Here is a 20,873-nt window from a genome sequence, read left to right as displayed (position 1 = left end):
AAGCATGCGCCGAACCGGTGCCGCAGCATTGCTGATCGGGACGTTGACACTTTCCGTGGCCGCTTGCGGCGGGGACGACAAGGCCGACGCGGGGAACAAGGCCCCTTCGAGCTCGTCCGCGGCGTCCGAGGCCGGAGAGAAGAAGCCGGCCGGACAGGGTGAGACGGATGCGGACACCAGCAAGGTTCTGGCGACCGTCAAGGGCGCCATGGGCATCGACATGGTGATCCACACCGCCCAACGTGACCAGGGCGGCTTCCTCACGCTGACGGGCGAGCTGAAGAACACTTCCGGCAGCCGCGTGGTCACGCCGGTCGAGTGGAGCGGCAAGGAAGAGGCGGTCGTCGCTACGGGCCCCTCCCTGGCGGCGATGACGCTGGTGGACTCCCAGGCGAAGAAGCGCTATTACGTGCTCCGGGACACCAACGACCGTCCGCTGACCACGACGAACTACGACTCCGGCATCGACGCGGGCGCGAGTCTGCCCTTCTTCGCCCAGTTCCCGGCACCCGCTCCGACGACCTCCGAGGTGAGCGTTCAGTTCCCGGGCTTCAGCTCGGCGACGATCGAGATCTCCGGATGACCCCCCGCCGCGTCACCACAACCCTCCTCGCCGGGGCGGTCGCCCTCGGGGTCGTCGGGGCCGTGGCCCCGCACGCGGTTGCCGGTGACAGTCCCTACCCCTCCGCGTCCGCCGAACCCCCCGTCGAGATCGACCCCCACGACACCGACCTGAAGCTCCCCGAAGGCGCCACCCTCGCCGCGCCCAAAGTCCTCGACATCAAGTCCGTCATCGAGGACCTCGGCGGCGAGGAGCGTCGTGAGGACACCAACGCCGACATCAAGTTCGCCCTCCAGGCGGAAGTGCTCTTCGGCAAGGACAGCGCCAAGCTCAGCGGTGAGGCCAAGGGGCGGATCAACGCCATCGCCGAGGAGATCAAGCGGCAGGACGCCAAGAAGGTCAGGGTCTTCGGGTTCACCGACGACCTCGGATCCTCCGAGCACGGCGACGTGCTGTCCAAGAAGCGCGCCGAGGCCGTCCACAACGTGCTGGACGAGGCGCTCGGCGGCTCCGGGATCACCTTCGAGATCCGCGGCTACGGCGAGGACTACCCCATCGCCAGCAACGACGACGAGGACGGCCGCCGGAAGAACCGCCGCGTGGAGGTCTCCTTCCAGCGCGGCGAGACCGAGACCGGCTCGCAGAGCTGACCCGCACCGTGCGGCGGCGGCACAAGGGCCGCCGCCGCACGGGGGATCAGCGCAGGGCCGTGTAGACGTTGAAGCCGTACCCGATCCGCACCCGCTTGTTGACCTTGCCGGTCCCCGTCGACGTGTACCGGTACAGGTCGCCGTATCCGTTGACCCCGACCAGGTCGGTCCTGCCGTCCCCGTTGAGGTCACCCACCGCGGCGAACTTGTTGTAGATGTCGAAGCCGGAACCGATCTTGACGCGCGCCTTCAGCGGCGCGGACGCGTTTCCCGTACCCTCGTACAGATACAGCGTGCCGTCATTGGCGATGGCCACCACATCCGCCCGCCCGTCACCCGTGAGGTCACCGGCGCCGACGATGTGGCGGTACGAGCCGTAGCCGTAGCCCACCTTGATCTTCGCCGCGAGCGCCTTGCCCTGGTCCTTGCCCTGGTACAGGTACAGGTCGCCCTTGGCGTCGCGCGCGAGCACGTCGCCCGCGCCGTCACCGCTCAGGTCGCCGGGGCCGATGAGGTCGTTGTAGATGTCCCAGCCGGCGCTGATCCGCCCACTCGCGCCGTACAGCACGCCATCGCGCACCCAGAGGTTGTCCGCCCGCCCGTCGTCGCCGAGCGACGAGGCCACCCGCACCCAGCCCTCGGGGAAGGCGAACCGGCTCTCGCGGGGGAAGAACTGGCCGTTGTTCTTGGAGTCGTACACATACCCGGAGCCCTCCGAGGTGACCCCCATGAGGCTGCGCTTGCCGAAGTCCGGGTTGCCGCCCGCCCCGACGAACATGGCCGCCTTCTGCCACCCGAAGGTGCCGTGGATACGCGCCCGGTAGTGGCCGTAGCCCGAGAAGCGGTAGAGGTACGTGTCACCGTTCGGCGTGCGGCCCATGAGGTCGCCGTAGCCGTCCCCGTTGATGTCGTCGACACCCACGAGCTGGTTGTACGTGTCGAACCCGTAGCCGATCTTGGACGCCGCCTTGAAGGGCTTCGACGCGTCTCCGGTGCCCATGTGGAAGTACAGGTCACCGGAGGGCGTCCGGGTGACGACATCGCCGATCCCGTCGCCGGTCGAGTCGTTCAGGCCGACGATCTGGTCGTACGCGTTCCAGCCGGAGGCCACCTTGACGGCGGGCTCGAAGGGCTGGCCCTCGATGCGCCCGGTGGAGACGTAGAGGTAGACGTCACCGGCGGGCGTGCGCGCGATCAGGTCGTTGTGACCGTCGCCCGTCAGGTCGCCCGGCGCGACGATCTTGTTGTACTTCTGCCAGCCCGTACCGGACCAGGTGGGAGTGCCTCCCGTCGGGTCCATGCCCACCATCGGGTGCAGGGTGAGCGTGCCGGACGCCGTCAGGGTGAGGAGCTCGGGCATGCCGTCGCCCTGCAGGTCACCCGGGGCGATGATGTCCTTGAAGACGATCCGCTCGTCCTTGGGGTCGTGGAACCCGACGGGGTAGTCGGCCACCGTCCCACCCACCGACTGGAACAGGTACCCCTCCCGCGTCTGGTAGAGGATGTCGCTCTTGCCGTCGCCGGTGATGTCCATGCGCGGCGTCGAGCCCACGGCCTTCGGCGCCTCGGCGCCCTTCGCGTCGTCGGCCGAGGCCGGAGCCGCCAGCAGCATGCCGGCGGAGAGGACGAGCGCGGTGCAGGCCGCGACCCGGCTCGCGCGCTTCGAGCGCGCGCGGCCGGTGCGGCCGGATTTCAGTGCGGACAGATGCAAAGCCCCCCAGGGGTCGTCTATGAGCCAGTTGTGAGCCAGCTGTCCATAAGTCGGCTGGTGTTCATATGACCGGCGCCGGCCCCCTATGGAGGGGGCCGGTTTCAGCCATCGAATCAGTGGTTTATCGGCCAATCATGCCGCTTCCGCACGTTCCACCACCCGTCCCCCGTCCAGTTCCAGCCTCCGGCCACGGAAGCGGTCTCGCAGCCGCCGGTCGTGCGTGACCACGACCACCGCGCCCCCGAACCCGGCCAAGGCCCCCTCCAGCTCCTCCACCAGCGCCGGTGAGAGGTGGTTCGTCGGCTCGTCGAGCAGCAGCAGATCGACGGGATCGCCGACCAGCCGGGCCAGTTCGATCCGGCGCCGCTGCCCGTAGGACAGCTCGCCCACCCGGAGGCGCAGGTCCGCCGGGCCGAACAGGCCCAGCGACAGCAGGTGTTCCGTGTGCGCGTCGAGATCGCCGCCGCGGCCGTACGCGTAAGCCTCCGGGAGCGTCAGACCGGCCGGCCACGGCGTCTCCTCCTGGCGCAGATGCCCGACCCGCCCCCACGTCCGCACGGTCCCCGCGTCCGGCCGCAGCTCACCCGCGAGCACCCGCATGAGCGTCGACTTGCCGGCCCCGTTCGCCCCCGTGACCAGCAGCCTCTCCGTGCCCCCGATCCGCAGCGCGGGCACGGAGAGGCGGTGGCCGACACGGACCCCGGCCAGCTCCGCCGCGACCGGGGGAGCGGACGCCCCGGCGGTGGTCACCCGGGCGGCGAACACCAGCGGATCGGGCGGCGGCGCGACCGGCCGCTCCGTCAGCCGCTCGACGCGCTCCTTCGCGTTGCGGATGCGGACCATCGCCCCGTGCCCCCGCCCCGCGCCCGGAACCCGCCGTGCCCGAACACGCTGAGCGGCACCTTGCGCGGGATCGCTTCCAGCCGGGCCACGTTGGACGCGGCCAGCTCGCGGTTGCGGGCCAGTTCCTCGCACCACTCCGCGTACTCCCGCAGCCGGCGCCGGCGGTCGGCGGCCTTCGCGGCGAGGTAGCCCTCGTAGCCGTCCCCGTACCGGGTCACCCGGCCCTCGCCGACCTCCAGGATCGTCGTGGTGACCCGTTCCAGGAACACCCGGTCGTGCGTCACCGCGAGCACGGTGCCCCGGTGCGCCCGCAGGTGGTTCTCCAGCCAGTCCACCGCCCGGTCGTCCAGGTCGTTGGTCGGCTCGTCGAGCAGCAGCAGCTCCGGCCGGGAGGCCAGCGTCCCCGCCAGCGCCAGCCGCGACCGCTCGCCGCCCGACAGCGTGGACAGCGGCCGGTCCCGGTCCAGGCCGGGCAGCCCGAGACCGTGCAGGGCGATGTCCACCCGCGCGTCGGCCTCGTAACCGGCCCGCGCCTCGTACCGCGCGACCAGCTCCGCGTACGCCTCCAGCGCGGCGGTCAGCTCCGCGCCGGCCAGGCCCGCGAGCCCGGCCTCGGCCCGGCGCATCCGGGCCTCCAGCTCCCGCAGCCCGGCCAGCGCCGCGTCCACCGCGTCCTGGACGGTGGCCCCGGCCGGCAGGGCGAGCGCCTGGGCGAGGTAGCCCGAGCCGCCGGGCGCGACGACGGTCAGCTCGCCGTTGTCGGGCCGGTCGAGCCCGGCGATCAGCCGGAGCAGCGTGGACTTGCCGGCGCCGTTGTCGCCGATGATGCCGGCCCGCTCGCCGGGCCTGACGGTGAAGGTGACGTCGTCCAGCACGACGCGGTCGTCGTAGCGGCGGGTGACGTTCTGAAGTGTGAGTTGTCCGGTGTGCATGAAAAGCCCCTGATTCTCGGCCCGTGCCGATCGGCGCGCGGTGGTCGGGGCGCGTCCGCGCACGCCGACGGCACACCGCGGGCCGCGTGCCGGAAAGGCAGGCGTCACGGAGGTGCGAAGGCGTGGAAAAGCGGATGCGCGGGAGAATGCGCCACTACGGAGCCGAGCTCAACGCAGGCGCAGGGGGAATATCACAGAGAACCCATGCGCACCAAGGTAGGCGGGGGCGGGGACGTCGGCAAGCGATTTTCAGTCGCTCAACGATCACTTTCCGCCGCAAGCTCCGCTATCAGGTCCGGATCGCGCATGCCGGGCAGCTCGTACCCCTTGGCCTCGTCCCACTCGACGTCCAGGTCGTCCATGTGCACCCGCCAGTCGGCGTCCGGCAGCGCCCGGCGCAGCTCCGTGACCGAGTCCAGCACATGGGCGACCACCGGCAGCAGCCGGCCGGGGTCGAACGGCATCTTGGTGGAGCCGTCGAGGACGGTCCCCGGCTCCGCCGCCCGGGGGTCGTACACGTACAGGCTCTCCTCGTCCTCGTACGGGAACGACGCCTGGCGGGCGCTGGCGATGCGGGTGACGGCGGCCGACTCGGACCCGGTCAGCGGGGTCGCGCGGCGCGCGGTGTAGTAGAGGGAGACGCTCATGGGGAGAGCGTACGAGCCGGGTCCGACAACGGGAGGCCGGCGGCCCCCGGCGGTGCGGAACCGGGTGTACCGGGCGGGAACGTGAGCAGAAGAGGAGAGGCGGGGGCGCCTCCCCGTACCCCGATGCCGCCCCGTCCACACCGCTCACGTCCCCGGAGCCGCAACCGTGTCCAGTCAGTCCAGCGGCACCGCCGCCGGGGCCCCGCCCACCCGCGCAGAACCCCGCGGACCGCCCCCGGTCCCACCCCCGGCAGGGCCCGGCGCTGGCCGCTCGCGCTGCGCCGCACGCCCGTCTCGCTGTGGAACGACGACATATCGGACTGGGCCGCGGCCCTGACGTACTACGCGATCCTCGCGCTGCTGCCCGCGCTCCTGGTGACCGTGTCCGTCATCGGACTCGCCAGCCCCGGCGCCACCGGTGCGCTGATCGCCGACATCACCGCCTTCGCACCCGCCGAGGCCGCGGCCGCGCTGCGCGAGCCGCTGGAGGCCGCCACCCAGCAGCGCACCGCCGTCTGGCTGCTCGTCGCGACCGGGTCCGTCAGCGCGCTGTGGTCCGCGTCCAGCTATCTCGCGGTGTTCCGGCGGGCGCTGCACGCCATGCACGGGGTGCACGACACCCGGCCGGCGCTGCGCCAGGCGCACATCATCGTGGCGTGGGCGGTCGGTCTGCTCCTGCTGATGATGGCCAGCGCGTTCGCCCTCGTGCTCACCGGGCCGCTCGCGCGCTGGGCCGGGCACCGGCTCGGCCTGACCCATGTGGGGGACGCGGTGTGGTCGGTGCTGAAGTGGCCGGTGCTGCTGTGCCTGGTCGCCGCGCTGATCACGGTCCTCTTCCGCACCGGCCCCGAGCCGGCCCGCCGGGCCCGGCAGGCGGTGCCCGGCGGGGTGCTCGCGGCGCTGCTGTGGCTGGCCGCGTCGGCGGGATTCGCCCTTTACGCCACGTACATCGGCTCCTACAGCCGGCTGTACGGCTCACTGGCGGGGCTGGTGGTGTTCCTGATCTGGGTGTGGTTCACCAACCTGGCGCTGCTGTCCGGGGCCCAGTTCAACGTGGAGCTGGACCGGGCCCGGCGCGACTAGTCCCCGGTCACCCCGTCCACGATCTCGCGGATGATGTCGATGTGGCCGTTGTGACGGGCCGTCTCCTCGACGAGGTGCAGCAGGATCCAGCGCAGATCGGGGCTCAGGCCGTTCGAGCGCTTCCGCACGGCCCGGGTGTCCAGGTCGTGGGCCGCGACCAGCTCCCGGTAGCGGGCGCACTGCTCCTCGTACTCCTTCAGCACGTCGGCGAGCGGCATGTCGACGGCGATCCGCATCTCGCGGTCCGGGTCCTCGTCCGTCCACGGCCCCTCGTCCTCGCCGCCGAGGAGGACGACCTCGAACCAGTAGTACTCGACCCAGCGCAGATGGTTGACCACCCCCGCGATCGTCATCAGCGGGGAGCCGGGCAGGGGCGCCCGCACGGCGTCCTCCTGCGAAAGCCCCTCGCACTTGGCGAGCGCGGTGGCGCGGGTGTAGTCGAGGAACGTGGTCAGCTGGGTGCGCTCGTCCCAAGCGGGAGGCGTATCGGTGCGTGTCATCGCCGCACAGCTTCCCGGGGCGCGACGGGGTTGTCCACCGCTTATGCCGTGCGGCGAGGACCCCGGGCCCGCGCCCCGGACCAGGGGTTGCCCGTACGCTCGGGTACCGACCACCCGCCGGCCCCCCACGCCGCCGCTCCGCGCGGTGTCGCGGGCGGGGCGGGCAGCCACCGCGAGTACCGAGGTGACGCGCCGATGAGTGACGGTTTCTTCTGCTCGTACCACCTGTGCTGGAGCCGCCCCGACGCCGAGTCGCTGCTCGGCGACCTGGAGGCGGCGGGGGTGCGGGCCGACCACCCGGTGACCCGGCGCATCACCCTGATCAGCCCCGGAGCCGACCCGTCCGGTACGCAGTCCTGGGTGAGCCGGGACCAACTCGTGCTGCTGGCCGGGCTGCAACGGCTCGACCGGGTCGACTTCCTGCTGTGGCTGCCCGGCGGCGAGGAGATACGGGCCGGGATCAGCCGGGGCGACGACGGCACGGTGGAGCTGCGCTTCGGCCTCGGCGCGGCGGCCCGCGAGGCGCAGGAACGGGTGGTCCGCGCGGTGCGCGAGGCGATAGGGCGGGCCTCGCTGCTCTGCGTGGGCTTCGTGCTCGACCGCGAGGGCGCGTCGGCGGCGACCGACTGGGCGGGCTTCATCGTCAAGGGATCGGTGTACTTCGACTGCTGGCCGGACACGCTCGCGCTGCTGCCCGAAGTGGCCGCCGCCCAGCCGCAGCTGTCCGGCGTGAACTCCTTCCAGCAGTCGCCCTGGGTCGTCTACGGCAGCGACGTGGCGCGCAGATAGCCGGTGTACGCCTACGGAGCCTGCTCGATCCGGACCTGTACGCCGGGCCGCAGCCCCCATGCCGACATCGCGCCCGCCTCCGCCTCGATCACGTGCCGGCCGCGCGGCCGGGGCAGCCCGAGCCGGCCCGGCTTCATCGTGTGGACCGCCAGCACGTTGAACTTCCGGTCCAGATAGGCCACATCGATGGTGAACCGCATCCGGAAGGAGTGCACGCTCCCGCACGGTGTGATCATCAGTGCCCCGTCGACCCCGTCCCGCCCGAGCAGCCCGCGCGCCCGGTGCCGGTAGGAGGCCGCGATCCGCAGCGGCACCCGGATCTCGGTCACCCCGTCCCGGTCCGTGATCGTCAGCGTCCCCGTGCCATCGCGCCATCGAGCCATGGCCCCGACGGTAGCGGCGACCGGACCGCCGCCGGGCCCGAATCCACAGGCCCAACCCCCGCCCGTGCCGCGCCGATTAGGATCGCTGGGGTGTACGCCATGCTGACAGGGGTCGCCGCACTCTGGGGCGCCGCGACCGGGCTCCTGGTCCCGCGCGCCGCCTACCGGTTCTCCGTTCCGCCCGGCGAACCCTGGCGGGACGCCTGCCCGGCGGGCCACCCGCTCACCGGCCCCGCCCGCGCCTGGCTGGGTGCGACGCGCTGCGGCGGGTGCGCGGAGGGGGCGGTCGCGCAGGTGCGTACGGGCGCGCCCGTCGCCGTACCGCCCGAGGACACGCCTCCGCCCCGCTACGCCCCCACCGCCTCGCCCCCGCCGTCACCGCGCTCGCCTGCGCCGCCCTGGCCTGGTCCACCGGCACGCGCCCCGAGCTGGCGGCCTGGCTGCTGCTCGCTCCGGCCGCCGTGCTCCTCGCGAGCATCGACCACCGCGTGCACCGCCTGCCGGACGGGCTGACCCTGCCGGCCGCCGGAGCCGCCGCCGTACTCCTGGGCCTGGCGGCCCTGCTCCCGGAACACGCGGGCTCCTGGCTCTCCGCCCTCCTCGGCGGGCTCGTCCTGGGCGCCTTCTACTTCCTGCTCTTCCTCATCAACCCGCGCGGCATGGGCTTCGGCGACGTCAAGCTGGCCCTCTCCCTGGGCACGGTCCTCGGCTGGTACGGCTGGCCGGTCGTCTTCGCGGGCGGCTTCGCGGGCTTCCTGTTCGGCGCGGTGTACGGGGCAGGGCTCGTCGCGCTGCGCCGCGCGGGCCGCAGGACGGGCATCCCGTTCGGCCCGTTCATGATCGCGGGGGCGTTCCTGGGCCTGCTGTTCGGCGGGCTGGCGGCCTGAGCAGGGGCGACTCAGCGCGTCCGGGCGCTGTGCCGCGCCACGCGGGCGCGGTTCCCGCAGGCGGGGCTGCACCACTGCTGGCCGGTGCGCAGGGCCGAGAAGAACAGCACGCAGCTGGGCGCCGGGCAGCGGCGCAGCAGTCCGCGGCGCGGTGAGGTCAGCAGCCGGGTCGCCGAGGCGCAGACCTGGGCGCCCACGATGTCCATCACCCGCACCCCGTCCGGCCATTCGAGCCGCGGCCCGGCCTCCGGCCAGCCGACCGCGGCCCGTTGGACGCCCCGCGCCCGCTCGGTCACCAGGTCGAGCGATGCGGCGGGCGGCCGCCCACCGTCGACCAGGGCGTCGAGCAGGTCCCGTACGGCCTCGCGGACGGCGAGCGCGGCCGTGACGTCCGGGGCTCCCAACTCCGCCGGGGTGCTGGCGTCCATGCCGAGGCGCGGGCGGTACGCGTCGACCCAGCGGGCCAGCCCGTGCGGGGTGCCGATCTCGTCGATCAGGGCGCCCGCCTCGTAATGCCAGGAGCTGGTGAACTCGACCGCCAGGGGCTCAAGGGGGCGGATTTCGAGCGTGTCCTTGCCGTGCGTCGTCATTGCGGCCCTCCCTGCCCCACGCGTAGGCGGATTCTTCCAGGTTCCGCGAACGACCGCGCGATCCGGCGGTTGCGGGTACATTCACCTCATCGATGCTAACGGGCAAGCCATTAGCGCCGGCCTCGAAGGGAACCCGACACGATGACGCAGACCAGGCCCCCGGCCGAGGTCCCCGCCCCCGCGCGTCCCTGGCACGCGACACAGGCGCCGCCCCGGCCGAAGGCGCTGACCACGGTGGTCGCCACGGCGAGCAGCGTGCTCGCCCTGACCCTCCTGGTGGCGGTGGGGGAGTGGTCGCACCAGGTCCTGCTCATCCCGCCGCTGGCCGCCAGCATGGCGCTGATCGCGGGCGCCTCCCAGACGCCTCTCGGGCAGCCCCGCAGCGTGATCGGCGGCCAACTCGTCTCCGCCCTGACCGGCTTCCTGGTCCCTCGCCGTCCTCGGCCAGGGCGTCTGGTCCTCCGGCATCGCGGGCGGCCTGGCGCTCGGCGCGATGCTGCTGCTCCGCGTCGCCCACTCACCCGCCGCCGCGACGGCCGTGATCGTGGCGGCGACCGCCCCCTCCGCCGGCCCGTTCCTCGCGCTGCTGGCCGCGGCGACGGTCCTCCTGGTGCTGGTCGGCCTGGTCGGCAACCGGGTCAACAGGCAGCCGTACCCCGTCTACTGGTGGTGAGCCGGACCCGCCCGTAATGCGGTCGCGGGCGGCCCCTCCGGCTGGGATGATCGCCCCATGCCCGAAACGCCCGACACCGCCTCCCGTGAAGCGGCCCGGTTCGACGCTCTCGTCGCCGAGGCCGACAGCGTCTCCGTCGACGGCTGGGACTTCTCCTGGCTCGACGGGAGGGCCACCGAGCAGCGGCCCTCCTGGGGGTATGCGCGTGCCATGGGGGAGCGGATGGGGCGGGCGCGGGCCGCGCTCGATGTGCAGACGGGCGGGGGTGAGGTGCTGGCCTCCGTGCCGGAGTTGCCGCCGCTCGTCGTCGCCACCGAGTCCTGGGCGCCGAATATCGCCCGGGCCACCGCCCTGCTGCACCCGCGTGGGGCGGCCGTCGTCGCGGACGAGGACGAGCCGCCGCTGCCGTTCGGGGACGGGGCGTTCGACCTGGTGGTCAGCCGGCATCCGGTGACCACGTGGTGGGAGGAGATCGCCCGGGTGCTGGCCCCCGGCGGGACGTACTTCTCGCAACAGGTGGGCCCCGCCAGCGTCTTCGAGCTCGTCGAGTACTTCCTCGGGCCGCAGCCCCCGGAGGTGCGCGGCGCGCGCGACCCGGAGCGGGCGCGGGCCGACGCCGAGGCGGCCGGGCTCGACGTCGTGGACCTGCGGGCGGAGCGGCTGCGCACCGAGTTCTTCGACATCGGGGCCGTCGTGTACTTCCTGCGCAAGGTGATCTGGATGGTGCCCGGCTTCACGGTCGAGGCGTACCGGCCTCAACTCCGCGCGCTGCACCACCAGCTGGAGACCGAGGGCCCGTTCGTCGCCCACACCACCCGCTTCCTGATCGAGGCCCGCAAACCCGTGTGAGGCCGGCACCCCCACACGGCCCGAAGAATGGCACTCTGGTCGCGAGCGCTCGGGGAAGGAGCTGGCCATGGACCTCGGCACCGACGGGGACGCCGCGTACGGCCCGCGCCGGGGTGGCGCCGAGTGGCTCAAGGGGGCCAGGATCGTCCGCGTCCTCGGGATCTTCTACCGGCCCGAGGGCCGGATGGGCGAGCCGGAGGCCGTCTCGTTCGTGCTGGACGACGGCCAGTCGGTCCGCCTGACCTGCGCCTCCGACGGCACCCTGCACGTCGGCGCCGGCACCTGGCCGCAGCTGCCCGACTGGTGTGTGCCCGCCGCCCAGTGGGAGTTCGCCGAGCTGGCCGGACTGCCCCAGCCCCCGGAGGGCGGCTGGACGGTGCTGAGTACGGACGAGCGCCGGGACGAGCGGGGCGAGGTCCACGAGGCCGTGATCCGTTGCGAGGGGGGCCGCTTCGTGGTCGTCGGCGGGGACACCGTCGGCGTCCGCTTCACCCGGGGCCACCGGGGCGCGGCGGCGGCGACGTGACGGAACGGCATCGGTGGCCAACTCCCCCACCACAGGCCGGGTTGCCGTCCCATACTCGTACCCATGACCTTCGTGAGACGTACGGCCGCCCTGCTCCTGACCGCCTCAGCCCTCACCGGCTGCGGTACGGAGCTGGTAAGCGACGGCGGCGCCGCCTCCCCGGCCCCCTCCGCCTCCGGTCAGGGCGTCGAGCAGGGCGGCGACGCCAACCCGCACTACGCCGAGAACCACGCCTTCCAGTCCACCCTCGACCTGTCCGAGGCGGACCGCGTCCGGGGCGAGGCGGAGGTGAAGCGGGTGAAGCGGGGGCTCGCCGCGCTCGCGGAGGGGCAGAAGTCCACCGAGGACTCCGTCTTCCACGCGCTCCACGCCCTCGGCTACCCCGACGGATCGGTCACCACCGGCACCTTCGGTCCCCACCGCACCTCCTTCACCGTGACCCTCGGCACCCTCTGCGTGGACGGCTCGCTGGACGGCGTGGTCAACGGACTCGTCAACGCCGAGGCGCACGGTCGCTACATGGAGGGAACGGGCTGTGTGAAGCCGCGCGGCGGCCACTGACGGGCGGAATGTGGACATCCTGTGGACGTCTCGGGCGTGTTTCCGGTGCCCCTCCGGGGTCGGGCGGTGTCCTCGCAGGTCAGAGACGTACGGGAAGAGCCGGCCGGTGACCGGAGCGAAGCCTCTCACTCTCGGAGAGTAATTATTTCGCGCCGCGGCACCCAGCATCACTTACGAAGGGTTATGGTGGAAACCCCCCTCGGGCCGGTCCGTAACCCCCCCACGGACCGGCCCGTTTTTTGTGCCCGGCGCCGGGCCGGGCACGCGATCAGCCCCGCCCGGCCCAGATGTTGGTGCCCTCGGTGTCGACGGCGAAGACGTCGATCTCCTTCAGCTCCTCGGCCGACAGCTCCGGGCCCGCCAGCGCCGCGACGTTCTCCTCCAGCTGCCCCACGCTCGACGCGCCGATCAGCGCGGACGTCATCCGGCTGTCGCGCAGCACCCACGTCAGGGCCAGCTGGGCGAGCGACTGGCCCCGGCGGCGCGCGATGTCGTTCAGCCCGTTCAGCCGGCGCACGACCTCCTGCGACAGCAGGTCCGGGTCGAGCGACTTGCCCTGGGTGGCCCGCGAGCCCTCCGGGATGCCGTTCAGGTACTTCCCGGTCAGCAGCCCCTGGGCCAGCGGCACGAAGGAGATGCAGCCCATCCCGGCCGCCTCCAGCGTGTCCAGGAGCCCGTCCTCCTCGGTCCAGCGGTTGATCATCGAGTAGGACGGCTGGTGGATCAGGGCCGGGACGCCCATCTCCCGCAGCAGCCGCGCCGCCTCGGCGGTCTGCGCCGAGTTGTACGAGGACACCCCCACGTACAGCGCCTTGCCCTGCTGTACGGCGGAGGCCAGCGCCCCCATCGTCTCCTCCAGCGGGGTCTCCGGGTCGAAGCGGTGCGAGTAGAAGATGTCGACGTAGTCCAGGCCCATCCGCTTCAGCGAGGCGTCCAGCGACGACAGCAGGTACTTGCGCGAGCCCCACTCCCCGTACGGCCCGGGGTGCATCTCGTAGCCCGCCTTGGTGGAGATCAGCAGCTCGTCCCGGTACGGGGCGAAGTCCTGGCGGAAGAGCTTGCCGAAGTTCAGCTCGGCCGAGCCGGCCGGCGGGCCGTAGTTGTTGGCCAGGTCGAAATGGGTCACACCGAGGTCGAAGGCGCGGCGCAGGATGGCCCGCTGGGAGCCGAGCGCCCGGTCGTCGCCGAAGTTGTGCCACAGGCCGAGCGAGACGGCCGGCAGCTTGAGACCGCTGCGCCCGCTGCGGCGGTACTCCATGGAGTCGTAGCGGGATGCGGCGGCCTGATAGGGGGAAGAGGAATCAGTCACGATTATCTCTTTATCACGGACTTGTGACAGGCCGAGTTGGGTGGGCACGGGGCCCGCGCAGTAATGTGGCCTGACGGGACTGCCATGACACGGCGGGGCGATCCGCCCCCTTCCAGTGCGGCGATCCGATCCCCAGGGGACGACCCCGGACCCCTGGCGAAGGGGCCGGCGGGCCCGCACGGAACCGAGAGGTGGACTCAGTGAACTTGCGCGACCTGGTGTACGGGCTCTACGCGCGCCGGGTGGAGGCCCGCCTCGACCACTCCCAGGTGCCCAAGCACATCGGCGTCATCCTCGACGGCAACCGGCGCTGGGCGAAGGCGTCCGGCGGCACGGCGGCCGAGGGCCACCAGGCCGGGGCCGACAAGATCAAGGAGCTCCTGGGCTGGTGCAGCGAGACCGACGTCGAGGTCGTCACGCTCTGGCTGCTCTCCACCGACAACTTCGACCGGCCCGAGTCCGAGCTGACCCCGCTCCTCGGCATCATCGAGAACACGGTGCGCGGCCTGGCCGCGGACGGCCGCTGGCGGGTCCATCACGTCGGCACGCTCGACCTGCTGCCCGCCCACACCCAGACCGTCCTCAAGGAGGCCGAGCAGGCCACCGTCGGGGTCGACGGGATACTCGTCAACGTCGCCGTGGGCTACGGCGGCCGGCAGGAGATCGCCGACGCCGTGCGCTCCCTGCTCCTCGACCACTCCGCCAAGGGCACCTCCTTCGAGGACCTGGCCGAGATCGTCTCCACCGACCTGATCTCCGAGCACCTCTACACGCGCGGCCAGCCCGACCCCGACCTCGTCATCCGCACCAGCGGCGAGCAGCGCCTCTCCGGCTTCATGCTCTGGCAGAGCGCGCACTCGGAGTACTACTTCTGCGAGGTCTTCTGGCCGGCCTTCCGCCGGGTCGACTTCCTGCGGGCCCTGCGCGACTACGCCGCCCGCCACCGGCGCTACGGGGGCTGAGGCGCCCGGGGCGCGTGTTCCGCGCCCCCGTCCCCCGGAAGTGGGCCGGTCGGCATGGCCGACCGGGTAAGAGGGCATATCCCTGACAGACCGGCGCCCGGTCACCAGCCAGGTGGGCGCCGCTGACAAGCGGGATGCTCCGCGACGGCCCGCCGTCGCACGCCGGCCTCTTCCGAGGGGGTACGTCCTTCCGTGGTGACCAGCACAAAGCGCCGCCTGCCCGACAGGCGCACCTACGTTCTCGACACCAGCGTCCTGCTGGCCGATCCGAACGCCATGGCCCGATTCGACGAGCACGAGGTCGTGCTCCCCGTCGTCGTGGTCACGGAACTGGAGGCCAAACGGCACCATCCGGAGCTCGGCTACTTCGCCCGGCAGGCCCTGCGCCTGCTGGACGACTTCCGGATCCGCTACGGGCGGCTGGACGCGCCGATCCCCCTCGGGGACCTCGGCGGGACGCTCCGCGTCGAGCTCAACCACTCCGATCCCGGCGTGCTGCCCGCCGGCTACCGGTTGGGGGACAACGACTCACGGATCCTGGCGGTCGCGCGCAACCTCCAGGCCGAGGGGTACGACGTCACGGTCGTCTCCAAGGACCTCCCGCTGCGCATCAAGGCGTCATCGGTCGGCCTCCTCGCCGAGGAGTACCGCGCGGAGCTGGCGATCACCGACTCCGGCTGGACGGGCATGGCCGAACTGCCCCTCGCCGCCGACCAGGTGGACCTCCTCTTCGCCGAGGAGACGCTGTACGTCCCCGAGGCCGCCGAGCTGCCCGTCCACACCGGCCTGGTCCTCCAGTCCGAACGCGGCAAGGCGCTCGGCCGGGTCACGCCCGAGGGCACCGTGCGGCTCGTCCGCGGCGACCGGGAGGCGTTCGGCATCCACGGCCGCAGCGCCGAACAGCGCATCGCCCTGGACCTGCTGCTCGACCAGGAGGTGGGCATCGTCTCGCTGGGCGGCCGGGCCGGCACCGGCAAGTCGGCGCTGGCGCTCTGCGCGGGGCTCGAAGCGGTGCTGGAGAGGGGACAGCACAAGAAGGTGATGGTCTTCCGTCCGCTGTACGCGGTGGGCGGGCAGGAGCTCGGCTATCTCCCCGGCAGCGAGGCCGAGAAGATGAGCCCCTGGGCGCAGGCCGTCTTCGACACCCTCTCGGCCGTCTCCGGGCGCGAGGTCATCGAAGAGGTGCTGGGGCGCGGCATGCTGGAGATCCTGCCGCTCACCCACATCCGGGGCCGTTCCCTGCACGACGCCTTCGTGATCGTCGACGAGGCCCAGTCGCTCGAACGGAACGTCCTGCTGACCGTGTTGTCCAGGATCGGCACGAATTCCCGGGTCGTTCTCACGCATGACGTGGCCCAGCGGGACAACCTCAGGGTCGGCCGTTACGACGGTGTGGTCGCCGTGGTCGAGAAGCTGAAGGGGCACCCGCTCTTCGCCCATGTGACGCTCACGCGTTCGGAGCGTTCCCGCATCGCCGCACTGGTGACCGAAATGCTGGAGGAAGGTCAGATCTGATACGGGTTGGGACGTTGACGCCGCCCGGCGGGCCAAGCAGCCTAGCCGGGCGGCGCCGTGTTGCGGCGTCTTTTCCGTAATTCAGGTCCGCCAAACGGGGTGTGACCTTTCACACGCAACGGAGAATTGCTTCGCGCGGTCCGGTTCCGGCAGAGTCTTGCTTCCGTCAGGCCCCGCATACGGCACACCGGCACCTCCAGAGGTGCCACGCACCACACAACTCAACAACCGCCGTCCGTATGCCGCCCGCGAGTACCACGCGGCGCTCCCCCGGGGAGTCGCCCACCGGGCCCGTGCCTCCCGTGACCCAAGCAGTAGGGAGGCCAGTGTCAAGGGCACGATTGCGCCCGCGAGGTCACCTAAGCGGGCGATGCTGGAAGGACACCGTGTGAGCCGGATTTCGGTCCGGGGGTTCGCCGTGGCATCCGCCACCGCGGTCACCACCGTAGGCGCCGTCGTAGGCGTTGCATCGGGCAGCACCCCTGCTGCCGACGACAACAACTTCGAGGCGACCGCAGCCGACACCACGCTGCTCGCAGACATCCCCGCGGGCCAGCAGGCCCAGGTGCAGACCGCTTCGCTGACGCAGCAGGCCGACGCCCAGGCGTCCGCCGCCGACGCCGCCGCGAAGAAGTCCGCGGAAGAGACCGCTCGCGTGCAGGCCGCCAAGGACGCGAAGTCCAAGAAGCAGGCCGCCGAGGACCGGCTGGAGCGCGAGCGCGAGGCGAAGAAGAAGGAAGCCCAGGAGCGCGCAAGCCGCTCCGAGGTCCGCTCCACCGCTTCGTTCGCCGTGCAGAGCTCGTACACCGTGGCCGAGGTGCAGGCCATGGCGCGGCAGATCGTGCCGGCCGACCAGTTCCAGTGCTTCAGCAACATCGTGAACCACGAGTCGAGCTGGAACTACCGGGCGAGCAACCCGGGCTCGGGTGCCTACGGTCTCGTACAGGCCCTCCCCGGCTCCAAGATGGCCTCGGCCGGCGCCGACTGGATGACCAACCCGGCCACCCAGATCAAGTGGGGCCTCAGCTACATGAACGGCCGCTACCAGAGCCCCTGCGGTGCCTGGTCCTTCTGGCAGGCCAACCACTGGTACTAGAACCAGGGTTCACTTGCGCAACCTCGTGAAGCCCCTCACCGTCCTTCGGTGAGGGGCTTCACGCGTGTACGGTCGTGCGGAACGCTCCCGGGGAGCGGTGGGGAGAGCGGACGGGGGTAGAGGAAGCGTTATGTCGAAACTGCCGGGGTGGCTCGGACAAGTGGGCGCCGAGCTGAGCAGGCTGAGCGAGCGCCTGGACGAACGACGGGCCGAGACGGAGGCCGACGACTCCCTGCTCGGGGCACGGACCCGGCGGTGGCGGGAAAGGGCGAACCCGCCCACGTCGACCAGGTGCCCGCCCCGCCCACCTACGCGCCCACCGTGGCCGCGCGGCCCGATCCGGTCGCGGCGATCCCGTGGGGGATGCGGGTCGCGGCCGAGGCGGGCTGGCGGCTGCTGGTGCTCGCGGGGACCCTGTGGGTGCTGATGCGGGTCATCAGCGCCGTACAGCTGGTCGTGCTGGCCTTCGTCGCCGCGCTGCTCGTCACCGCGCTGCTCCAGCCGACCGTGGCCCGGCTGCGGCGCCACGGGCTGCCGAGGGGCCTGGCGACGGCCGTCACCGCGATCTCCGGCTTCGTCATCATGGGCCTGGTCGGCTGGTTCGTGGTGTGGCAGGTCATGGACAACATCGACACCTTGTCCGACAAGGTGACGAAGGGGATCGACGACCTCAAGAACTGGCTGCTGGACAGCCCGTTCCATGTGACCGACAAACAGATCAACGACATCGCCAAGAACCTCAGCGACACCGTCGGCACCAACACCGAGGCGATCACCACCGCGGGCCTCCAGGGCGTCACCGTGGTCGTGGAGTTCATGACCGGCGCGCTGCTCGCGATGTTCTCGACGCTCTTCCTGCTCTACGACGGCGCGCGCATCTGGCAGTGGGTGCTCAAGCTGGTGCCCGCGCAGGCGCGGCCCGGGGTCGCCGGGGCCGGTCCGCGCGCCTGGCGGACGCTGACCGCCTATGTGCGCGGCACGGTCATCGTGGCGCTGATCGACGCGATCTTCATCGGGCTCGGGATCTACTTCCTCAACGTGCCGATGGCGGTGCCGCTGGCCGTCTTCATCTTCCTGTTCGCCTTCATCCCGCTCGTCGGCGCGGTGGTCTCCGGGGCGCTGGCGGTGGTCGTCGCCCTCGTCACGGAGGGCGTGTTCACCGCGCTGATGGTGCTGGCCGTGGTCCTCGCCGTGCAGCAGATCGAGGGCCATGTCCTCCAGCCGTTCATCCTCGGCCGGGCGGTGCGGGTGCACCCGCTGGCGGTGGTGCTCTCGGTCGCGGCGGGCGGCATGATCGCCGGGATCGGCGGTGCGGTGGTGGCGGTGCCGCTGGTCGCGGTGACCAATACGGTGGTCGGCTATCTGCGGTCGTACGGGCAGGAGGAGTCGCGCCGCCACTCGCCGCCCCCGCACGGCTCGACCGCGCTGGACGCGGCGCCGACCCCGGCCTCCGGCACCCCGCCCGAGAAGGAGAAGGCGGAGAACCCGGAGCCGGACGGGGACGAGCCGTCACCGGACGGCTCCTCGTAGCGCGTACGCACAGAAGAAGGGCCCCTCGGACGGTCGGTCGTCCTCGGGGCCCTTCTCGTATTCAGGGTACGGCGCCTACTCGGCGAGTACGGCCTCGGCGTCGAGGGTCACACCCACGGCCTGGATCACCGAGGCGATCTTGACGGCTTCCTGGATGGTCTCGCGGTCCACGCCGGCCTTGCGCAGCACCTGCTCGTGCGAGTCGAGGCACTGGCCGCAGCCGTTGATCGCGGAGACGGCGAGCGACCACAGCTCGAAGTCGATCTTCTCCACGCCCGGCTTGCCGATGACGTTCATCCGCAGACCCGCGCGCAGGTTCCCGTACTCGGGGTCCGAGAGCAGGTGGCGGGTGCGGTAGAAGACGTTGTTCATCGCCATGATGGCGGCGGCCGACTTCGCGGCGGTGTACGCCTCCGCGGAGAGGTTGGCCTTGGCCTCCGGCTCCAGCTCGCGCAGCACCTTCGGCGAGCGCGAGGCGATCGCGCAGGCCAGGACGGTGCCCCAGAGCTGCTGCTGCGGGAGCTCGCTGTTGCCGATGACCGAGCCGAGGTTCAGCTTCAGGTCCTTGGCGAAGTCCGGTATGGCCGACTTCAGTTCATCGAGAGCCATGTCGTATCAGCTCACTCGCCCGAGAGGAGCGCGACCGGGTCCAGGGTGTTCTCGCCCTTGGTCCAGTTGCAGGGGCACAGCTCGTCGGTCTGCAGGGCGTCGAGGACCCGCAGGACCTCCTTGGGGTTACGGCCCACGGAACCGGCGGTCACCATCGTGAACTGGATCTCGTTGTTCGGGTCCACGATGAAGACGGCGCGCTGGGCGAAGCCGTCCTCGCCCTCGATGCCGAGGTCACGCATGAGCTCGTGCTTCGAGTCGGCCATCATCGGGAAGGGCAGGTCGGTCAGGTCCGGGTGGTCCTTGCGCCAGGCGTGGTGCACGAACTCGGAGTCGCCGGAGAAGCCGAGGATCTGGGCGTCACGGTCGGCGAACTCGTCGTTCAGCTTCCCGAAGGCGGCGATCTCGGTGGGGCACACGAAGGTGAAGTCCTTCGGCCACGCGAAGACGACCTTCCACTGACCCTCGTAGGTCTTGTGGTTGATCTGCTCGAACTCCTTGCCGCTCTCCAGCGACACACAGGCGGTCAGGTCGAACTCGGGGAACTTGTCACCGACAGTGAGCACGCGCTCTCCTTGCAGCGTAGGTTCTCCCCTTTTGAGGGAGTTCCTGGGGGTTGGACGATCTCCACTCTGGCACAGAGTGCATTGATCACGGAAATAGCTACACTCGGTCGTGATGATCGGAGGTACCTATCAGTGGTGCAGAGCAATCCGGGCAATCGGCTCAAACAGCCCAGCCTCTCGCAGCTGCGCGCCTTCGCCGCCGTCGCCGAACATCTGCACTTCCGGGACGCGGCGGCCGCAATCGGGATGAGTCAGCCCGCGCTCTCCGGGGCCGTGTCCGCGCTGGAGGAGGCACTGGGTGCCCAGCTCATCGAGCGTACGACGCGCAAGGTGCTGCTCTCGCCCGCCGGGGAACGGCTCGCGGTGCGGGCGCGCGTCGTCCTCGACGCCGTCGGCGAGCTGATGGAGGAGGCCGAGGCGGTCCGCGCCCCCTTCACCGGAGTGCTCCGGCTCGGCGTGATCCCGACCGTCGCCCCCTATCTGCTGCCGGCCGTGCTGCGGCTGGTCCACGAGCGCTACCCGGCCCTCGACCTCCAGGTGCACGAGGAGCAGACCTCCTCGCTGATCGAGGGACTGGGCGCCGGACGGCTCGACCTGCTGCTGCTCGCCGTGCCCCTGGGAGTGCCCGGGATCAGCGAGCTGCCGCTCTTCGACGAGGACTTCGTGCTCGTCATGGACCGCGGCCACCCGCTCGGCGGGCGCGCCGACATCCCCCGCGACGCGCTCCGGAAGCTCCCGCTGCTGCTCCTGGACGAGGGGCACTGCCTGCGGGACCAGGCGCTCGACATCTGCCGCGAGGCCGGCCGTACGGAGGGCGCCCCGGTCACCACGACCGCGGCCGGGCTCTCCACGCTGGTGCAGCTGGTGGCCGGGGGCCTCGGGGTCACGCTGCTGCCGCGCACCGCGGTCACCGTCGAGACGGCCCGCAACGAGGCGCTGACCACGGGGTGTTTCGCGGACCCGGCCCCGACGCGGCGGGTGGCACTGGCGATGCGGACCGGGGCGGCGCGGCACGAGGAGTTCGAGGAGCTGGCGGCGGCGCTGCGCGAGGCGATGCGGGCGCTGCCGGTACGCGTGACGGAGGGCGGCCGGACCTGACG

20 protein-coding genes and 4 pseudogenes are annotated in these 20,873 nt (G+C 71.7%); 14 read left to right on the top strand and 10 right to left on the bottom strand.

The window, feature by feature from the left end; genetic code table 11:
- Positions 1-55 precede the first annotated feature (55 nt).
- Positions 56-583 (top strand): hypothetical protein, encoded by a 528-nt coding sequence (locus tag NEH16_RS11365; protein ID WP_265541789.1) that lies wholly within the window; start codon positions 56-58, stop codon positions 581-583.
- Positions 580-1,212 (top strand): OmpA family protein, encoded by a 633-nt coding sequence (locus NEH16_RS11360; RefSeq protein ID WP_265541788.1) that lies wholly within the window; start codon positions 580-582, stop codon positions 1,210-1,212. The genes NEH16_RS11365 and NEH16_RS11360 overlap by 4 nt, the downstream gene beginning before the upstream one ends.
- 46 nt (positions 1,213-1,258) lie before the next feature.
- Here NEH16_RS11360 and NEH16_RS11355 read toward each other — a convergent pair whose 3' ends face one another.
- The 3 genes and pseudogenes from NEH16_RS11355 to NEH16_RS11345 form a co-directional block, all read right to left on the bottom strand.
- Positions 1,259-2,923 carry an FG-GAP repeat domain-containing protein gene (locus tag NEH16_RS11355; RefSeq protein ID WP_265541787.1) on the bottom strand — a complete coding sequence of 555 codons (1,665 nt, stop codon included), beginning with the start codon at positions 2,921-2,923 and terminating at the stop codon, positions 1,259-1,261.
- A 132-nt stretch (positions 2,924-3,055) separates the two neighbouring features.
- A pseudogene (locus NEH16_RS11350) lies at positions 3,056-4,698 on the bottom strand (TlrC/CarA/OleB/SrmB family ABC-F type ribosomal protection protein).
- A 257-nt stretch (positions 4,699-4,955) separates the two neighbouring features.
- Positions 4,956-5,345, bottom strand: a complete 390-nt coding sequence (locus NEH16_RS11345; protein ID WP_265541786.1) for a hypothetical protein — start codon at positions 5,343-5,345, stop codon at positions 4,956-4,958.
- Positions 5,346-5,468: 123 nt separating this feature from the next.
- On the opposite strand from NEH16_RS11345, the gene NEH16_RS11340 reads away from it, so the two are divergent.
- A complete protein-coding gene (locus NEH16_RS11340; RefSeq protein WP_265541785.1) occupies positions 5,469-6,428 on the top strand; it encodes a YihY/virulence factor BrkB family protein in 960 nt (319 codons plus the stop codon).
- Here NEH16_RS11340 and NEH16_RS11335 read toward each other — a convergent pair.
- Positions 6,425-6,928 carry a DinB family protein gene (locus NEH16_RS11335; protein ID WP_265541784.1) on the bottom strand — a complete coding sequence of 168 codons (504 nt, stop codon included), beginning with the start codon at positions 6,926-6,928 and terminating at the stop codon, positions 6,425-6,427. The two genes, NEH16_RS11340 and NEH16_RS11335, sit on opposite strands and share 4 nt — an antisense overlap.
- Before the next feature lie 195 nt (positions 6,929-7,123).
- Here NEH16_RS11335 and NEH16_RS11330 point away from each other — a divergent pair, with 195 nt between their 5' ends.
- A complete protein-coding gene (locus tag NEH16_RS11330; RefSeq protein WP_073964219.1) occupies positions 7,124-7,717 on the top strand; it encodes a hypothetical protein in 594 nt (197 codons plus the stop codon).
- Between the two features lie 11 nt (positions 7,718-7,728).
- On the opposite strand, the gene NEH16_RS11325 is transcribed toward NEH16_RS11330, so the two are convergent.
- On the bottom strand, positions 7,729-8,100 hold the full coding sequence (locus NEH16_RS11325) for a DUF192 domain-containing protein (protein WP_242441951.1): 372 nt from the start codon (positions 8,098-8,100) through the stop codon (positions 7,729-7,731).
- A gap of 90 nt (positions 8,101-8,190) precedes the next feature.
- On the opposite strand from NEH16_RS11325, the pseudogene NEH16_RS11320 reads away from it, so the two are divergent.
- Positions 8,191-8,987, top strand: a pseudogene (locus tag NEH16_RS11320) (prepilin peptidase).
- An 11-nt stretch (positions 8,988-8,998) separates the two neighbouring features.
- Here the strand turns inward: NEH16_RS11320 and NEH16_RS11315 are convergent.
- The gene (locus tag NEH16_RS11315) at positions 8,999-9,577 is read right to left on the bottom strand and encodes a CGNR zinc finger domain-containing protein (RefSeq protein ID WP_265541783.1); all 579 of its coding nucleotides are present in this window, start codon (positions 9,575-9,577) and stop codon (positions 8,999-9,001) included.
- 110 nt (positions 9,578-9,687) lie between these two features.
- Complete coding sequence (locus tag NEH16_RS11310; protein WP_265547497.1) at positions 9,688-9,912, bottom strand: hypothetical protein; 225 nt, start codon at positions 9,910-9,912, stop codon at positions 9,688-9,690.
- Here NEH16_RS11310 and NEH16_RS11305 point away from each other — a divergent pair.
- The 4 genes and pseudogenes from NEH16_RS11305 to NEH16_RS11290 all read left to right on the top strand — a co-directional run bounded on the left by NEH16_RS11305 (position 9,812) and on the right by NEH16_RS11290 (position 12,186).
- A pseudogene (locus tag NEH16_RS11305) lies at positions 9,812-10,250 on the top strand (HPP family protein). The gene NEH16_RS11310 and the pseudogene NEH16_RS11305 sit on opposite strands and share 101 nt — an antisense overlap.
- Before the next feature lie 57 nt (positions 10,251-10,307).
- Positions 10,308-11,099 (top strand): class I SAM-dependent methyltransferase, encoded by a 792-nt coding sequence (locus tag NEH16_RS11300; protein ID WP_265541782.1) that lies wholly within the window; start codon positions 10,308-10,310, stop codon positions 11,097-11,099.
- Positions 11,100-11,166: 67 nt separating this feature from the next.
- Entirely contained in the window at positions 11,167-11,625 is a 459-nt protein-coding gene (locus NEH16_RS11295; RefSeq protein ID WP_073964213.1) for a hypothetical protein, read from the top strand.
- A gap of 63 nt (positions 11,626-11,688) precedes the next feature.
- Complete coding sequence (locus tag NEH16_RS11290) at positions 11,689-12,186, top strand: hypothetical protein (RefSeq protein WP_265541781.1); 498 nt, start codon at positions 11,689-11,691, stop codon at positions 12,184-12,186.
- Between the two features lie 268 nt (positions 12,187-12,454).
- Here NEH16_RS11290 and mgrA read toward each other — a convergent pair whose 3' ends face one another.
- Entirely contained in the window at positions 12,455-13,495 is a 1,041-nt protein-coding gene (mgrA, locus tag NEH16_RS11285; RefSeq protein WP_265541780.1) for an L-glyceraldehyde 3-phosphate reductase, read from the bottom strand.
- 200 nt (positions 13,496-13,695) lie between these two features.
- On the opposite strand from mgrA, the gene NEH16_RS11280 reads away from it, so the two are divergent.
- The 4 genes and pseudogenes from NEH16_RS11280 to NEH16_RS11265 all read left to right on the top strand — a co-directional run.
- Complete coding sequence (locus NEH16_RS11280) at positions 13,696-14,457, top strand: isoprenyl transferase (RefSeq protein ID WP_018100938.1); 762 nt, start codon at positions 13,696-13,698, stop codon at positions 14,455-14,457.
- Positions 14,458-14,649: 192 nt separating this feature from the next.
- Positions 14,650-15,972, top strand: coding sequence for a PhoH family protein (locus tag NEH16_RS11275; RefSeq protein WP_073964211.1), 1,323 nt, complete (start codon positions 14,650-14,652; stop codon positions 15,970-15,972).
- Positions 15,973-16,360: 388 nt separating this feature from the next.
- The gene (locus NEH16_RS11270) at positions 16,361-17,068 is read left to right on the top strand and encodes a transglycosylase SLT domain-containing protein (protein WP_265541779.1); all 708 of its coding nucleotides are present in this window, start codon (positions 16,361-16,363) and stop codon (positions 17,066-17,068) included.
- Between the two features lie 147 nt (positions 17,069-17,215).
- Positions 17,216-18,595, top strand: a pseudogene (locus tag NEH16_RS11265) (hypothetical protein); the annotation flags it as partial.
- A gap of 78 nt (positions 18,596-18,673) precedes the next feature.
- On the opposite strand, the gene NEH16_RS11260 reads toward NEH16_RS11265, so the two are convergent.
- Positions 18,674-19,207: an alkyl hydroperoxide reductase gene (locus NEH16_RS11260; RefSeq protein ID WP_073964208.1), complete on the bottom strand. Its 534-nt coding sequence runs from the start codon at positions 19,205-19,207 to the stop codon at positions 18,674-18,676.
- An 11-nt stretch (positions 19,208-19,218) separates the two neighbouring features.
- Positions 19,219-19,773, bottom strand: a complete 555-nt coding sequence (locus NEH16_RS11255) for a peroxiredoxin (protein ID WP_164636257.1) — start codon at positions 19,771-19,773, stop codon at positions 19,219-19,221.
- Between the two features lie 132 nt (positions 19,774-19,905).
- Here NEH16_RS11255 and NEH16_RS11250 point away from each other — a divergent pair, with 132 nt between their 5' ends.
- The gene (locus NEH16_RS11250) at positions 19,906-20,871 is read left to right on the top strand and encodes a hydrogen peroxide-inducible genes activator (protein WP_265541778.1); all 966 of its coding nucleotides are present in this window, start codon (positions 19,906-19,908) and stop codon (positions 20,869-20,871) included.
- Positions 20,872-20,873 lie beyond the last annotated feature (2 nt).

This window comes from Streptomyces drozdowiczii, from assembly GCF_026167665.1.
Lineage (GTDB): Bacteria > Actinomycetota > Actinomycetes > Streptomycetales > Streptomycetaceae > Streptomyces > Streptomyces drozdowiczii_A.
This window is presented reverse-complemented; position numbering and strand designations above follow the sequence as displayed.

What these genes read in the sequence shown, in the direction of transcription:
- NEH16_RS11310 (WP_265547497.1), bottom strand. Translation starts at nt 9,912, where the DNA reads ATGCTGGCGGCCAGCGGCGGGATGAGCAGGACCTGGTGCGACCACTCC.
- NEH16_RS11345 (WP_265541786.1), bottom strand. Translation starts at nt 5,345, where the DNA reads ATGAGCGTCTCCCTCTACTACACCGCGCGCCGCGCGACCCCGCTGACC.
- NEH16_RS11340 (WP_265541785.1), top strand. Translation starts at nt 5,469, where the DNA reads ATGCCGCCCCGTCCACACCGCTCACGTCCCCGGAGCCGCAACCGTGTC.
- NEH16_RS11315 (WP_265541783.1), bottom strand. Translation starts at nt 9,577, where the DNA reads ATGACGACGCACGGCAAGGACACGCTCGAAATCCGCCCCCTTGAGCCC.
- NEH16_RS11260 (WP_073964208.1), bottom strand. Translation starts at nt 19,207, where the DNA reads ATGGCTCTCGATGAACTGAAGTCGGCCATACCGGACTTCGCCAAGGAC.
- NEH16_RS11295 (WP_073964213.1), top strand. Translation starts at nt 11,167, where the DNA reads ATGGACCTCGGCACCGACGGGGACGCCGCGTACGGCCCGCGCCGGGGT.
- NEH16_RS11325 (WP_242441951.1), bottom strand. Translation starts at nt 8,100, where the DNA reads ATGGCTCGATGGCGCGATGGCACGGGGACGCTGACGATCACGGACCGG.
- NEH16_RS11360 (WP_265541788.1), top strand. Translation starts at nt 580, where the DNA reads ATGACCCCCCGCCGCGTCACCACAACCCTCCTCGCCGGGGCGGTCGCC.
- NEH16_RS11290 (WP_265541781.1), top strand. Translation starts at nt 11,689, where the DNA reads ATGACCTTCGTGAGACGTACGGCCGCCCTGCTCCTGACCGCCTCAGCC.
- NEH16_RS11335 (WP_265541784.1), bottom strand. Translation starts at nt 6,928, where the DNA reads ATGACACGCACCGATACGCCTCCCGCTTGGGACGAGCGCACCCAGCTG.
- NEH16_RS11330 (WP_073964219.1), top strand. Translation starts at nt 7,124, where the DNA reads ATGAGTGACGGTTTCTTCTGCTCGTACCACCTGTGCTGGAGCCGCCCC.
- NEH16_RS11300 (WP_265541782.1), top strand. Translation starts at nt 10,308, where the DNA reads ATGCCCGAAACGCCCGACACCGCCTCCCGTGAAGCGGCCCGGTTCGAC.